The organism is Paenibacillus sinopodophylli (genome assembly GCF_005930355.1).
GTDB classification, from domain to species: Bacteria; Bacillota; Bacilli; order Paenibacillales; family Paenibacillaceae; genus Pristimantibacillus; species Pristimantibacillus sinopodophylli.
In genome coordinates, this window is sequence record NZ_VDBO01000008.1 from 86,244 (window position 1) to 99,943 (window position 13,700).

The 13,700-nt window shown below is 45.1% G+C and carries 14 protein-coding genes; all 14 read left to right on the top strand.

From position 1 onward, the window contains the following. Position 1: 1 nt before the first annotated feature. The 14 genes from FGT79_RS22655 (at position 2) to FGT79_RS22720 (ending at position 13,675) form a co-directional block, all read left to right on the top strand. Positions 2–970 carry an XkdQ/YqbQ family protein gene (locus FGT79_RS22655; protein ID WP_138755126.1) on the top strand — a complete coding sequence of 323 codons (969 nt, stop codon included), beginning with the start codon at positions 2–4 and terminating at the stop codon, positions 968–970. Further along, on the top strand, positions 970–1,272 hold the full coding sequence (locus FGT79_RS22660) for a DUF2577 domain-containing protein (protein WP_171056381.1): 303 nt from the start codon (positions 970–972) through the stop codon (positions 1,270–1,272). The genes FGT79_RS22655 and FGT79_RS22660 overlap by 1 nt, the downstream gene beginning before the upstream one ends. Further along, positions 1,269–1,670 (top strand): DUF2634 domain-containing protein, encoded by a 402-nt coding sequence (locus FGT79_RS22665; protein ID WP_138755127.1) that lies wholly within the window; start codon positions 1,269–1,271, stop codon positions 1,668–1,670. Before FGT79_RS22660 ends, FGT79_RS22665 begins: the two co-directional genes overlap by 4 nt. Further along, complete coding sequence (locus FGT79_RS22670; RefSeq protein WP_138755128.1) at positions 1,663–2,700, top strand: baseplate J/gp47 family protein; 1,038 nt, start codon at positions 1,663–1,665, stop codon at positions 2,698–2,700. The genes FGT79_RS22665 and FGT79_RS22670 overlap by 8 nt, the downstream gene beginning before the upstream one ends. Before the next feature lie 3 nt (positions 2,701–2,703). After that, positions 2,704–3,321 carry a putative phage tail protein gene (locus FGT79_RS22675; RefSeq protein ID WP_246096562.1) on the top strand — a complete coding sequence of 206 codons (618 nt, stop codon included), beginning with the start codon at positions 2,704–2,706 and terminating at the stop codon, positions 3,319–3,321. Between the two features lie 4 nt (positions 3,322–3,325). Then, positions 3,326–4,969, top strand: coding sequence for a pyocin knob domain-containing protein (locus tag FGT79_RS22680; RefSeq protein ID WP_138755129.1), 1,644 nt, complete (start codon positions 3,326–3,328; stop codon positions 4,967–4,969). A 12-nt stretch (positions 4,970–4,981) separates the two neighbouring features. Then, positions 4,982–5,434, top strand: a complete 453-nt coding sequence (locus tag FGT79_RS22685; RefSeq protein WP_138755130.1) for a hypothetical protein — start codon at positions 4,982–4,984, stop codon at positions 5,432–5,434. A 406-nt stretch (positions 5,435–5,840) separates the two neighbouring features. Next, positions 5,841–6,326: a phage holin family protein gene (locus FGT79_RS22690; RefSeq protein ID WP_138755131.1), complete on the top strand. Its 486-nt coding sequence runs from the start codon at positions 5,841–5,843 to the stop codon at positions 6,324–6,326. A 25-nt stretch (positions 6,327–6,351) separates the two neighbouring features. Further along, the gene (locus FGT79_RS22695; RefSeq protein ID WP_138755132.1) at positions 6,352–7,011 is read left to right on the top strand and encodes a peptidoglycan recognition protein family protein; all 660 of its coding nucleotides are present in this window, start codon (positions 6,352–6,354) and stop codon (positions 7,009–7,011) included. Positions 7,012–7,532: 521 nt separating this feature from the next. Then, the gene (locus tag FGT79_RS32005) at positions 7,533–7,700 is read left to right on the top strand and encodes a hypothetical protein (RefSeq protein WP_171056382.1); all 168 of its coding nucleotides are present in this window, start codon (positions 7,533–7,535) and stop codon (positions 7,698–7,700) included. A gap of 629 nt (positions 7,701–8,329) precedes the next feature. Then, positions 8,330–9,439 (top strand): CobW family GTP-binding protein, encoded by a 1,110-nt coding sequence (locus FGT79_RS22705; protein WP_138755133.1) that lies wholly within the window; start codon positions 8,330–8,332, stop codon positions 9,437–9,439. Between the two features lie 134 nt (positions 9,440–9,573). Further along, complete coding sequence (locus tag FGT79_RS22710) at positions 9,574–10,095, top strand: hypothetical protein (protein WP_138755134.1); 522 nt, start codon at positions 9,574–9,576, stop codon at positions 10,093–10,095. Between the two features lie 402 nt (positions 10,096–10,497). Beyond that, positions 10,498–12,987, top strand: a complete 2,490-nt coding sequence (locus FGT79_RS22715; RefSeq protein ID WP_171056383.1) for an EAL domain-containing protein — start codon at positions 10,498–10,500, stop codon at positions 12,985–12,987. A gap of 160 nt (positions 12,988–13,147) precedes the next feature. Then, on the top strand, positions 13,148–13,675 hold the full coding sequence (locus tag FGT79_RS22720) for a sigma-70 family RNA polymerase sigma factor (protein WP_138755136.1): 528 nt from the start codon (positions 13,148–13,150) through the stop codon (positions 13,673–13,675). Positions 13,676–13,700: the final 25 nt, after the last annotated feature.

A 13,700-nucleotide genomic window follows, 5' to 3' on the forward strand; every position in this document is an offset into this window, starting at 1 on the left:
GATGCTGGAAATACGAATTGATAACCGCAATGGAAAGGTATGGGACATTACTAGTCTAGTACCGTCCCTCACATACAAGACGAAACGGATCGGGACGGCATCGAGTCTTGATGTGACGTTAATTAAAGGCAGCTTGTTCCAAAGCAGCTTGTTTGAAGTGAACAGCGGCGACATTATCACGCTTCGGAAGGATGGATTAGCTGTTTTTTATGGCTATGTATTCGAGATTAGTTCTAGTAGGGACGAGAGTGTGTCCATTAAAGCTTACGATCAGATTCGGTATCTGCTTACGAATGACACATATGTCTTCAAAGATGTGACTGCGTCTCAAATCGTGAAGCGAATTGCAGATGATTTTGAACTGAAGACGGGTGTGATTGCCGATACGGAATATAAAATTCCTACCATGATTGAGGATAATAAGAAGCTGCTAGATATCATTTGCAAAGCTCTTGATTTGACGTTAATTCATAAAGGCGGGAATTTTATGCTGCTTGATGATTTCGGACAGCTTTCCGTTCGGAATATTCAGGACATGAAGGTTGATTTTGTCATTGGCGATTATAGCCTTCTATATGATTATGGGATGAAGCGTTCGATTGACGGAGACACGTACAACAAAATTAAGATGTATCAGGACAATAAGCAAACAGGTAAGCGGGATATTCATATCATACAGGATAGTGCCAATATGGCTAAGTGGGGACGTCTGCAATTGTATAAGCAAGCGGACGAGAATATGAATGTGGCACAGATCAGAGAACAGCTTAGTCAGCTCATGAGTATGAAAAACCGTGAGAGTCGAAGCATCAGTATTGATGCTATTGGTGATTTGCGGGTGAGAGCGGGCAGCTATGTACCGATCGTTATTGAAGAGATAAATATGAATCAATATTTTCTCGTAGATGAATGCACGCATAAATTCGACGCGGATATTCACACGATGAAATTGGAATTGAGGGTGGTTTAATGGCATTGCTAGATGCAATTAAAAAAGCAGGAGTGGCGGCACATGCCGCCGGCAATCCGATGGCTGTCATGGTCGGAACAGTTATAAAAATAAATCCTCTGGAGGTAAACGTGGATCAACGTTTTACTTTGTCGGAGGATTTTTTAATTGTACCGGAAAGTCTCACACGTTTTGAAGCGATACTGCCTTCCTCGGATAAGCTTCTCATTCGGAGCGGTCTTGAAGCGGGAGATACTGTGCTTATGCTCCGTGTACAAGGCGGGCAGCAATTTGTAATGCTGGACAAGGTGGTTAGTTCATGATTCCTCAAGGGGCAAGACTGACGGACACCGTGGAGAATGAGAGCACTGAGACAAGCGTGACGTACAAGCTCGATTGGACGAACAAAAGGATTGTTGGGAAGACAGACAGTCTGGATGCGGTAAAGCAAGCCGTATTCAAAATTTTGCAAACGGAACGTTATGATTTTTTTATTTATAGCGCAGATTACGGCGCTGAGTTACAAGACCTCGTCGGTGAGGCGCCGACCTTTGTACGTTCCGAAATGGAGCGGAGAATTAGGGAGGCCATCATGCAAGATGAGCGAGTAAGCGGAGTGACGGACTTTCAGTTCGACGTTGCCGATGATTTAGCTAGCATTCGTTTTACCGTAGTTTCAGTATTTGGGAGTTTTGGAGAGGAGGTCGTGGAGCGTGTATGAACAAATGACTTACAGCTATTTGCTGCAGAAAATGCTTGACCTTGTGACAGCGGATGTAGATAAGCGGGAGGGGAGCATTATTTATGATGCGCTTGCGCCGGCAGCCGCAGAATTATCTGAGCTATATGCCCAGCTCGATGTGAGCATGAATCTAGCGTTTGCAGATACCTCAAGCGGAGAGTACTTGAGCAGGAGAACCGCTGATTTTGGCATCATTAGGCAACCGGCTGCGCGTACAAAGCGGCTGGGGAAGTTTTATGGAGCTGGCGGTAATCCTGTCGACGTACCTATCGGAAGCCGCTATTCACTTAACATGTCCAATTTTGTCGTAAGGGAAAGATTGAGCAGCGGGTCCTTCATACTTGAAAGTGAGCTTGATGGAGCAGCGGGAAATCAACAGTTCGGCGAGATGCTCCCTATTGATTATGTCAGCTCGCTTGCGCGTGCTGAGCTATCGGATGTGCTGGTGCCTGGCGAAGATGAAGAATCGGATGAACAGCTGAGAGCTCGTTTTTTGGTGGAGGTACAGAATCCCGGTACAAGCGGCAATGTGTCCGACTATATGAGATGGACGACCTCCGTTGCGGGTGTTGGTGGAGCCCGTGTTATGCCGCTATGGGATGGCCCAGGTACGGTGAAAGTGGTTATCGTAAATACGGACAAGCAGCCAGCGAGTGATGTGCTGCAGCAAACTGTACTTGTCTATTTGAATGAACAAAGACCGATTGGAGCAGAGGTCTCGGTCGTCTCTGCTTCTAGCGTGCCGATTCATATTAAAGCGAAAGTAACGCTAGCGGCGGGCTTTACGGTGCAACAGGTTAACGGTTCATTTGTGAATACAGTTCGAGCTTATTTAGAAGAAACAGCATTCCGGGTTAACTATGTCAGCATTGCGAAGCTGGGAACTTTACTTCTTAGTATTCCTGGCGTCCTAGATTATCACGGGCTTTTGTTAAATGGCGGGGGTGCCAATGTAGGACTGAATATCGATGAAGTACCTGTTGTATGGCAAGTGGAACTGGAGGTGTAGGCTTTGATAAATGGATTGAATTCACATGTAGCACAAACATATGGGAAAGAAAGTGAAGGTGGAGAGGAAGCTGCTCCTTCTGCAATCGATTTAATGAGTTATTTGCCGTCCTATTACCAACAGGTGCTGGAAATGGATTTCATCCAGGGTGGCCTAGGAGAGCGGATTGTGGAACTATCGGCTGCACATGAGGATGTTTTGAAACAATATTTTGTACAAACCTCAACCTGGGGATTAGCTCGTTGGGAAAAGATATTGGGTTTGTCCAGTGACTCATCCTTATCGTATGCCCATCGCCGTGAGAGCGTGATTGCCAAATTACGCGGCGCGGGAACGACGACTAGAACCAAAATTATTCAAACGGCTACGGCTTTTTCGGGCGGAGAAGTGAACGTAGTGGAGTATCCCGAAGAAAGTCGCTTTGAAGTTTTGTTTGTAGGAACAAAGGGTATCCCACCTAACATGGCAGGATTCATTCAAATGCTTGACGATATTAAACCAGCTCATTTGTCCTACAGTTTGAAATATACGTATACGGTTTGGAATCAGATAAAAGAGTTGACGTGGCAACAAGCCAAAAGCAGGACATGGAGCGAATTAAGAGTTTACGAGGGAGTGTGAACATATGCAAACGACAGGGAATCTAGGATTGAGAAAGCCGGAAGGCACAGATGTTGTTGATATTGCGGATTTTAATGGTAACGCAGATATTATTGATACGGCAATTGCTGGCAAGGTGGATAAGGAAGCTGGAAAAGGTCTGTCGGCGAATGACTTTACGTCCGCTGAGAAGACCAAGCTAGCGGGAGTGTCTGCGGGTGCTAATACTTATGTGCACCCGTCTACCCATCCGGCAAGCATTATTGTACAAGACGCGAGTAGCCGTTTCGTTACGGATACAGAGAAAGCGACTTGGAATGCCAAAGCAAGCACGGCAGCGGCGACAACTACAACAGCGGGGCTGCAATCTGCTGCGGATAAAACGAAGCTGGATGGGATCGCTACGGGGGCGAATAACTATACGCATCCTTCGTCGCATGCTGCATCTATGATTACGATTGCTGACGCGGGGAGCGTAATCGCGGGTACGAATGTTGAGACGGCATTGCAAGAGATTGCAGGTAGGGTGAAGACTCAACAAAAAACCGACGGAATGAATGTGAACACATTAACAGCTACTGGTAGATATACCGTTTATAACGGTATTAACGCTCCGATGCAAGGTGGAGTTATCTATTATGATGTTATTGACAGTTTCGATGGAAGTCCATATTGCACGCAAGTGGCAAGGTGGTACGCCGATAATCGTATTTGGTCGAGAGTAAATATAAATGGTACTTGGACTTCTTGGACACATATTAGTAACGAAACTGTGTTGCTCGCAAACGGCACAAGCCTAGACACGTTAACAACTCCTGGTAATTATTCTATTTATAGTGCAACAGGGACTCTCCCATTCGGGAGTTCTGCAAATATAACGATTCAAGTTGTACCCTTTGATAACTCTACAACGTATCTCGCTCAGACCGTAATTGATTTTGTGTCAAATAGACGGTGGGCGAGGAACAGAGTGAATGGTAATTGGACAAATTGGATTCAGTATGGAAACGAAGCATTTTATCTGGCTAATACGTTGGACTTAAATACAATTACCATAACAGGTAATTACGTATCTGAAGGCAATACAAATAGACCAACTGGCAGTAGCTTTGGGCACCTAATGGTGTCTAGGTTTGAGGAAAATCCAGTATGGATAACACAAACATACAGAGATTTTTATAATACGCGCACATGGGAAAGACGTTGTATTAATGGCATATGGTCAGCGTGGGGCGAACTCCACACTACAACCATAACGCCTAGTGATACCGTTATTATGACCGCTAACACCGAGCGCAGTGGTGCAGGCTCTACTCTTAAGTCATTTAATGTTAAGTATGGAGGTAGATATAGAATCAAGGGGGAAATGCGTGTAGCTACAGCTGGAAATACTGGTGGTATTTTAGCTTGGATAAATGCTGCTGCTACTAATCCTATATTTATGGGGTCTATGTTATCACAGGCGAATGCATTACCGAATAATTCTCCGCTAACTACGTCAGCATCATACGTTGTTTTCAGCGTGGATTTTGAAGTAGCTATCCCACCTAATAGCTCAATTTCTATTGCGGCTATTCAAAACAATGTTCAGACTTTTATACGAAATGTTACTATATGTGGAAGCGAGAGTTATGTTAATAACGGAGTAAATACTATCGTGAACAATTAGAGGAGTGTCGTCATGTTAATAGAGTATAGAAAAAGTGATCACATGGTTATTGGGCTGGCTAGAGGCGTGGTCACGTTCGTAGAACTCCCTGAAACGTCGGAGAGTTGCGTATGTATTGATAATGAAATAGCGGCAGCTATATGGTTCTCGCACGTTAATGGCGGCGAGGTTTTAGTCGATGTAGATGAAGCGGGGCAATTTGTAACCGCTGAGATTGAGCAAGTAGAGTATATCGAAATCCCGCCACCAAAGTCGCCGGAGCAAAGCCAAATCGAACGTTTTAAAGTTAATAGTTTTGATACGATGCTGGGAGTAACGGGGGTATACGAAATACAAACTTTAGCAAATATACAGCGCGAGCAGGAAACAAATAATGTAATGGTAGGGGTTTCTGAAGCACATGATCTAATCTTAAAGCTTACGGCTCGGATTGATGCTTTGGAGTCAGTCCAAGGAGGTGGATAATTTGTGGTAGTTATTTATAATCACTTGATTCGAAAAGGGTTCAAGAGGATTGAAGATGTGCCTGTAAGTGAAAAAGTAGAAGTCGAAGCCTTGCTCGCAAAGACTAAATTTTCAGGTATCTGTTACAGTGAAAAATAGATCAGAAACTCGATTTAAATGATTGATTCTGTTTATTAAAATTATTTGGATTGGCTCTGTGATGAAGTGAAGAGCATTGGTTAAGCATTTTTGATTACAATCCCGAAAGCGGAAAAAAATATTAGATTAATACGATGAAAAAATTGGTAGTCATACAACGTATAATTCAATACCAAGTGCTCTTAAAAAAGAATTAGCAAAGTCAGTAAACCCTGCCTCCCAGCAGGGTTTTTATCTTTTTATCTAAGCTAAAAAGGAGGGGAATCATATGTTCAAGCAGATTTTTGAATTCGAAATTTCGCCAAGTAAGACACTGGCAGCGGGAGTGGGGGCTGTTGCCGCCCCATGGATTGATCTGATCTATGGGGAGGGGAGGTTTATACCGATCAGCTTGCTTCTTACAGCTATTGTGATGGACTGGATCACCGGCATCGCTGCTTCACTAAGAGACGAAACGTACAGTTCAGAATACGGACGACATGGTATTTTGAGAACTATTTTTATATTAGCTTTTCCTTTTCTAGCAAATCTACTTGATATGATGCTCGGTACACCAGGACTATTATTTTACGCAATCACGCTAGGTTTGGTCTATCATACTTGGCAGTCACTAACGGCTAATGCGTATCGGGCAGGCTGGGGAAAATGGATTCCAGATACGATCATCAAGCACATAGAGAGCGAACTAAAGGCAAAAGTAGACCGGGCTTCGCAGCGCGGAGCTGATTCAGAAGGAGAGAACTCCAATCGCTAACTACACCATTAACCATATCCCCAAAATGACCTCAAGCAATCGCCGTCCTGGCCATTTGCTGCTGCCTCAATCCATTACCATTCACAACACAGGAAATCCGACCAGTTCAGCGCAAAACGAAAGAGCCTGGCTAACGAATGCTGCCAACAATCGCACCGCCTCTTATCATCTTGTTATCGATGAGCATGAAGTCATTGAATGCATTCCACTGAATGAGAACGCTTGGCATGCTGGCGATGGAAGCGGGGCGTCAAGCGGCAACCGAACATCGATTGGAATTGAGCTATGCGAGAGCGGGGATTATGCCAAAACGGTAAACCATGCGGTTGAACTCGTTGCAAATATGCTGAAACAGCGCGGCTGGGGAACGGAGCGGCTTTTGCGCCACTATGACTGGAGCGGAAAGACTTGCCCACGATTGATGTACGACAGCGGGAAGTGGACAGGATGGTTTGCATTTAAAAATAAGGTTGCGGAGCGTATGCACATGCAAAACAGCAATAACGATAGCAAGACGGATCTAGTACTTTCCATAAGCGAGAACAGCATATTAGTCGATACGTTGTCTCGTTTCACGGAACAGAAGCTGCTCCAAGATGCCAAGTGGAAGGAGAAAGCGGAGCAAGGTGAACTAACGCTTTCCGAGCTGGCATGGTTGAATACCATCCTGCTCTCGCGAAAATAGCTCTGCTTAGGCATCTGCTCATTTCCTTCTTACGCCCATACGCTTTCCGCCCTGAATCATAGGATACTGTGTAAGTTAACAAAAAGGAGATGGCCAAATGAGCTATGGAGTAGCAGGAGCAAATGTAGGTCCAGGAAACTGTGCACCTTACCCAGTTGCAGGCGTAGGCAATAACTGTGGCGGTGGGTTCTCGAACATTGGATTTATCCTCGTTCTCTTTATCCTACTTGTCATAATTTCTCGTTCTTGGTGGTAAGAGGAAAGGGGAGATAAACCCTAACGCTTCGATAACGTATGACTCCTAACTGAAATCATAATAACAGCTCCATGCGCGGCAGCGTGTGGGGCTGTTATGGTTTAGCAGGCTGAATATTTGCAAAGTTTACTTGCTACACCTACTCCATGAGAAGAAGGTGTGGGCGGAAGTGAAAAATGAGCAGGAGCACATTTTACTCAATCGCCTATACATTTTCCGCTGAAAATCATAGGATACTGTACCTTAACAAAAAGGAGATGAACAAATGAGCTATGGAGTAGCAGGTGCAAACGTAGGTCCAGGACACTGTGGCCCCGTTTACCCGGTTGCAGGCGCAAATTGCGGTCCTGTAGTTGGCGGAGCATTCTCAAGTCTGGGAGTAATTCTGGTCCTCTTCATTCTACTTGTCATTATTTCCCGCGCTTGGTGCTAGGAATAACAGCTTACTTGTAAATCGGCATGATGGTGTTTCCACTAATTGAAATAGAATGAAAACCCCCAAGTGCCTGAGCCTTGGGGGTTTTGCATGTTATTGATGACGATGAACGAACTCGTACCGAGTATGGGCCAGTTTTGTATGGCACCCCTTCAATCCCCCCAAAAAACCTATCCGTTACTCCTGCATATTCCTTAACGCACAATAGAAGAGCAGATCCGATCAAAAGGGCATGGTGGCTGAAGCTTTTATAAAAAGCAGTTGTAAAGCTGCTATGGCTGCATTGTACGTTCTACAGTAGATGATTAATATTTAAACAAATGCTGAGCCTACATTGCAGTTTGTACAACCGATTTCGCTCAATTGATTGAAATAACGAAAGCTGAGCAGTCATCTGTTGCAGTTTTTACAATGTAGCGTATTGCTACATCATACATACGCAGTTTCGATTGCATAAAGTGCAACGTAAGCCTCTTTTTGTGCAAACCGAACAGGTGAACCCTTATAACAGAAAAAGAAAACTTATGTCTTCTTTTTTAAGGATGAATGAACGTAACAATTACGATATAATAAAACGATAACCATTCATTATCTGCTCAAAATTTGGACGTACAGGAGACATTATAATGACGAATCAAGACAAACATATACCGATTCATTTGCTTTCAGGCTTTCTAGGGAGCGGCAAGACGACACTGCTGAGACGCTTGCTGGATTATTATACCGCTCAAGGTAAGAAGCCTGCTGTCATTATGAATGAGCTTGGCGATATTAATCTTGACGGCCAGCTTGTAGGCGACGAAGTGCCGATGGCTGAGATGCTGAGCGGGTGCATTTGCTGCACGATGCGCGGCGATTTGGGTGTGGAGATCAGTACGCTCATCAAAGAGCATCAGCCGGATGTGATTTTCATCGAGTCGACAGGGGCTGCAAATCCAATGGAGACACTTGATGGTGTAACTGAGGCGGCTATGTACGAGGCGATTGATTTGCGCAGCGTTATTACTATTGTTGACGGTCCCGAGCTGCTTGCCCGCAGTCGCGATGGCAAAGGACGCACGTTCAAGCTGATGCTGGAGCAAATACGCTGCGCTACGGTTTTATTGCTGAATAAAGTCGATAGGCTGGAGCCGGAGCAGTTAGTTGAAGCACAGCAGCAGTTGCGCGAGCTTAACGCTCATGCGCCAATCGTTGCAACCGTCCGATGTGCGATCGATAATTGGAGCTGGCTTGATGCGGACGCGAATGCAACTGCCGAAAGTTTGCATAGAGAAGCCAGCTCTGCTAACGCAGCTGTTGTTGATTCATCTTCGGTTGCAGGCTCCATCGCAGAGCATCATGATGAGCATGACCTTGATCTACACGATCACACGCACAACGATCATAACTATGCGCATGATCATGCTCACACGCACAAAGAACATCACCATTCCCATGACCATGTCATGGTCATAACACATTATTGGCGCAAGCCTGTGAGCAGCGAGGCCTTCGAGGCATTACTCCAGAGACTTCCCGCCAACATATATCGGGCAAAAGGGATTGTTACTTTTACAGATGCGCCAAGTCGTTTTCTATTCCAATACGCCTATAAGGAATCAGACTTTATGAGAATCGAACCGCAGGGGCATGTCAATGATGTAGCGGTATTTATCGGAGAGCATTTCTCTAAAGAGTGGTTGTTAAGTGAGCTGGAACAGTTAGAGCAGTTGGAGCTTTCTGAGGCTGGCGAGTAGGCTTAAGTTTCTGTAGGAATCTGTCGAATTGTGCTGCTTTCATGTCTAATCAGTTGATGGCTTGGGTAAAATAATCCAGATGAGGCTTGCTCAGCCTCTGCATCACGATTGCATTGGAAAGGTGTGGCAGCAGTATGATTAAAAAATGGTTTATCCCTATTGTATCGCTGGCTGTTCTATTCTCGGCCGCTCCTGCATGGGCTGCAAAATCAGTAACAGCTTTGCCAATTGGTTTCTTCTCCGCTCAGCATCCCAAGGATTCCGAACTGGATCAGGAGCATAAGCATGGCAAGGGGAGAATGACGCGCAAACAATTCGAAGCTTATCGGCTGGAGAAGCTGAAGGAAATAGCAACCTACTTTGGCATACAGGCTGAAGGAAAAACCGCTGAACAGCTAAAGAAAGAAGTAGAAGCAGCTAAACTTGCCAATAAGGATAAATGGGAAGCATTCAAAGCGGAGCATCAAGCGAAGCGGCTTGAGCATTTGCGTGAAGTAGCCAAAGAGCATGGCATCAAAACGGAAGGTAAGACATCCGAGCAGCTGCGTGAGGAGCTCTATCAGCTCCATGGTGGTAAAGGTAAACGTCCGCATCGTCTTGAGGATCATAATCGAGCCAAGCAAGACAAGCAGAACGGAAATCAAAGCGAGGTATAAATGCTTGGTTATGCTATTGATAAGCAGTTCGCTGTCAATCATCTAACAGCTAATCATCTCGCAGATAAAACATGCAGTTAGACCACTTGCAAATAGGATAGGCCCTGCCAAATGGCTGAGGCCTATTTTTGTTCGATTTTGACTTTGGCGACAGTCTTCAACAGAGAGTCGAAAACAATAAATGCAATAAATTACCTCCGCGTTAAAAGGGAACTAAGTTCAATTGGCTCTTGTAATATTCGAAAATGTTGAATTTAGTAGTTTTTTGTCGAATTATATAGGGTTATTATCCTAATTTTTCATTGTGTTTGGCTTGAAATGTCAAGTATACTAGAACCACATCATAAATTGACAAATTTCGTCGATTTTGCTTTCTCCGACAACAAGGGGCTGATAGATATCATGAGGAAGATAAGGCTAAGCATTGCACAAAAATTAATATTTTCACTTGGCCTTCTCGTACTTCTCTCGTTAGGACTTTTAGCATTTGCCCACCTCGTTAAGCTATATAACTCAAATCTTCGTGAGAGCGAGCTTCAAGCACAAACGGAGTCTTCCTCATACATATATCCTTTCTCTAAAACAATGAATGAAACAACATCGATACTTAAAACGCTTGAATTTATTCTCCTTCAATTGAAAAAAGATCAGCTGCAAGATAGAGAAAATACGATTGAACTGTTAAAGAAAGTGCTGTCCGACAATCCAGATCTGTTAGGGGTATATACCCTTTGGGAGCCGAATGCCTTTGACGGTAATGATGCGGAGCATCGAAATAAGACGAGCTATGATGACGATACCGGTAGGTTTGTCCCATACATTGTCCGCAGAGACGACACGATAGAGGTGCTCGCGCTCGAGGATTATGAAGATAAGCAGAAGGGCTTGTTCTATCAGCAGCCTAAACAGACCAAATCATTCTCGCTCTTGGAACCTTATTATTACAAGGTGAAAGGCAAATCGATTCTGATGACCTCGCTTGTGCTGCCGCTGCTTGACGAACAAGGCAATTTTATGGGCATTGTCGGAGCAGATATTTCACTTTCCTCGGTTCAGCAGCGAATAGAAAAATTCAGGCCGCTGGGCGGGTATGCCGCCATTATTACAACTGGTAATCGTTACTTGGCTAACGGAAGAGATGCCGATTTGGTGAATACCTCCTTTCAACTATGGGGCACCAGTAATGAGCTCGAAGCTATAAAGGGAACAGCAGTGCGCAGCGCGTATACGAGTGACCCAAGCGAGGAAGGGACTGTACTGCGGACGTTCTATCCGATTCAAATCCAGGACGTGCTGTGGCATATCGAAACCGTCATTCCCAAAAAAAACATGCTGACTGCATATTATAAAAGCCTTTGGGAGTCAATCTGGATCACATGTCTTGCCCTGCTTTTTATGGCGATTGTGATGGCGCTTCTCGTACGTAAAATTATTCTGGTCAATATTCAGAAGGTGGTACAGGCAACCTCGGCGTTTGCGGCAGGGGGCCGAACACAGCTGTTAAGTATACATACAAACGATGAATTTGAATTTATGGCGCTGCATTTCAATTATATGCTGTCTCAGCGCAAGGAAGCCGAGCAAGTAATTGAGTACCAATCGACCCATGATTTATTAACGGGGCTTCCTAACCGTTACGCTTATCATCGCTATATCGAGGGGAAAGCGTTAGGCAGCAGAATTAAAGAAAGACAAATGGTATTGCTAATCATTGATCTTGATCGCTTCAAGATGATTAATGACACGTTGGATTATGCAATGGGAGACCAATTGCTTAAGCAAATGGCAGGACGGATCGTCCAAGCCGTTGGCAGCGGAGGACGCGTGTTCCGTTTTGGCGGTGACGAGTACATAGTGCTGCTGGAGGAAGTAACGCATTCGGATCAGGCGGTTCATATAGCAGAAACGATTCTGACGGTCATTTCCGAACCGATTTCATTAAAGGACCGAATATTCTACATGACGGCCAGTATTGGAATCAGCTTTGGCCATGCTTGGACACCAGACGCAGCAGATCAGCTTATGAAAGAAGCGGACATAGCGATGTATGTCGCGAAGAAAGAGCATAATACGAGCAAGGTTTATACGGCCTCTATGAATGATGTGACCAAGAGAGAGCTGCTGCTGGAGAGCAGTATGTCCCGCGCGCTTGAGCGTGGTGAATTCATGCTGTATTATCAGCCGAAAGTAGAAGTCGCAACGGGACGAATCTACGGGGCAGAAGCATTAATTCGCTGGAACCATCCGGAGCTTGGCACGGTATCGCCGCTGGATTTCATCCCAATTGCCGAAAAGACGGGATTTATTATTCCATTAGGCGAATGGGTGCTGTATAAAGCCTGTCAACAAATTAGAGAATGGGAGCAAATGGGGCTTTCAAAGCTCTCAGTGAGCGTAAACATGTCGATGATTCAGTTCCAGCAGAAGCAGATCGTTCACACCATCGAACATATCATTTCGGATGCGGGAATCCTGCCGGAGCAAATCGAGCTGGAAATTACCGAGTCGATATTTATGGATAATCCAGGGCAGACGCTTACCATCCTTGACCAGCTCAAGCAGCTTGGGGTGAAGCTGTCGCTTGATGATTTCGGTACAGGCTATTCCTCGCTAAGCTATTTGCAGAACATTCCGCTGCATACGCTGAAGCTGGATAAGACGTTTATTAGTGGAATTGTGAGCGACTTCAAGAAACAAATGATATACAAATCCGTTATTGTCATTGCCCATAATTTGAATTTGAATGTTGTGACGGAAGGTGTAGAGACGCAAGAGGAGCTGGATATCGTATGCGATCATCATTGCGACGCCATTCAAGGCTACTTCTACAGCCCGCCAGTACCTCCAGTTCAATTCGCGCAATTATTCATAGAACATAATAATAGAGCTTGAACAAATGCCGTCTCCTAATACGTAAGGGGGCGGCATTTTTATGTGGATGTGGGTTGGGATTTTTCTGGTAAAATAAAGTTTGGCTCGTTATGTTACAAAAATGAGGACAGTATCGTCTTTCTTATAGCTTGAGCAAAAAAACGTGAAGGAGGTACATGGAATGGAACATTCGGCGCCGGATATGTTTCGCCAGCAATTCAACCAGCATTATCCCGTTGTCAGGAGAAAGCTTATTGCTCTTATTCGCGATGAAGCTGCAGCGGAGGATCTTGCGCAGGAAACATTTCTGAGATTATATCGGAATCCGCCAGACCAGCCTGAAGCAATTGGAGCATGGCTTCACCGTGTATTAACGAGGCTTGCCTATGACTATATGGATAAGAAGGCGCGGGAACGTGCTTTGAATCAAAAGCAGGAACAAAGCATGCTGTCAGAACCGCAAGCGGTGCAGTCAGGTGAGCAGCGGGCAATGGACAAGGATGCAGAAGAGCAACTGCTAAGCTGGCTTAATGCGCTGCCTGAGCGAGATAAGCAGATGCTGCTGCTTCGCTACGAGGGGTACAGCTACGCGGAGATTGCAGAGCAGCTGCAATTGCGGCAACCTCAGGTAGGAACGATGCTGCGCAGAGCGGGAGAACGGCTTAGGCGGCAAGCGGGGCATACAGAAAATGTGTATTCTCATGATTAGAATGGCAGGTCAAATTCCTTTAGGA

Coding starts and splice junctions, on each gene's coding strand:
- FGT79_RS22710 (WP_138755134.1), top strand. CDS start 9,574: ATGATTAAAAAATGGTTTATCCCTATTGTATCGCTGGCTGTTCTATTC.
- FGT79_RS22660 (WP_171056381.1), top strand. CDS start 970: ATGGCATTGCTAGATGCAATTAAAAAAGCAGGAGTGGCGGCACATGCC.
- FGT79_RS22715 (WP_171056383.1), top strand. CDS start 10,498: ATGAGGAAGATAAGGCTAAGCATTGCACAAAAATTAATATTTTCACTT.
- FGT79_RS22665 (WP_138755127.1), top strand. CDS start 1,269: ATGATTCCTCAAGGGGCAAGACTGACGGACACCGTGGAGAATGAGAGC.
- FGT79_RS22695 (WP_138755132.1), top strand. CDS start 6,352: ATGACCTCAAGCAATCGCCGTCCTGGCCATTTGCTGCTGCCTCAATCC.
- FGT79_RS22685 (WP_138755130.1), top strand. CDS start 4,982: ATGTTAATAGAGTATAGAAAAAGTGATCACATGGTTATTGGGCTGGCT.
- FGT79_RS22720 (WP_138755136.1), top strand. CDS start 13,148: ATGGAACATTCGGCGCCGGATATGTTTCGCCAGCAATTCAACCAGCAT.
- FGT79_RS22705 (WP_138755133.1), top strand. CDS start 8,330: ATGACGAATCAAGACAAACATATACCGATTCATTTGCTTTCAGGCTTT.
- FGT79_RS22690 (WP_138755131.1), top strand. CDS start 5,841: ATGTTCAAGCAGATTTTTGAATTCGAAATTTCGCCAAGTAAGACACTG.
- FGT79_RS22680 (WP_138755129.1), top strand. CDS start 3,326: ATGCAAACGACAGGGAATCTAGGATTGAGAAAGCCGGAAGGCACAGAT.
- FGT79_RS32005 (WP_171056382.1), top strand. CDS start 7,533: ATGAGCTATGGAGTAGCAGGTGCAAACGTAGGTCCAGGACACTGTGGC.
- FGT79_RS22655 (WP_138755126.1), top strand. CDS start 2: ATGCTGGAAATACGAATTGATAACCGCAATGGAAAGGTATGGGACATT.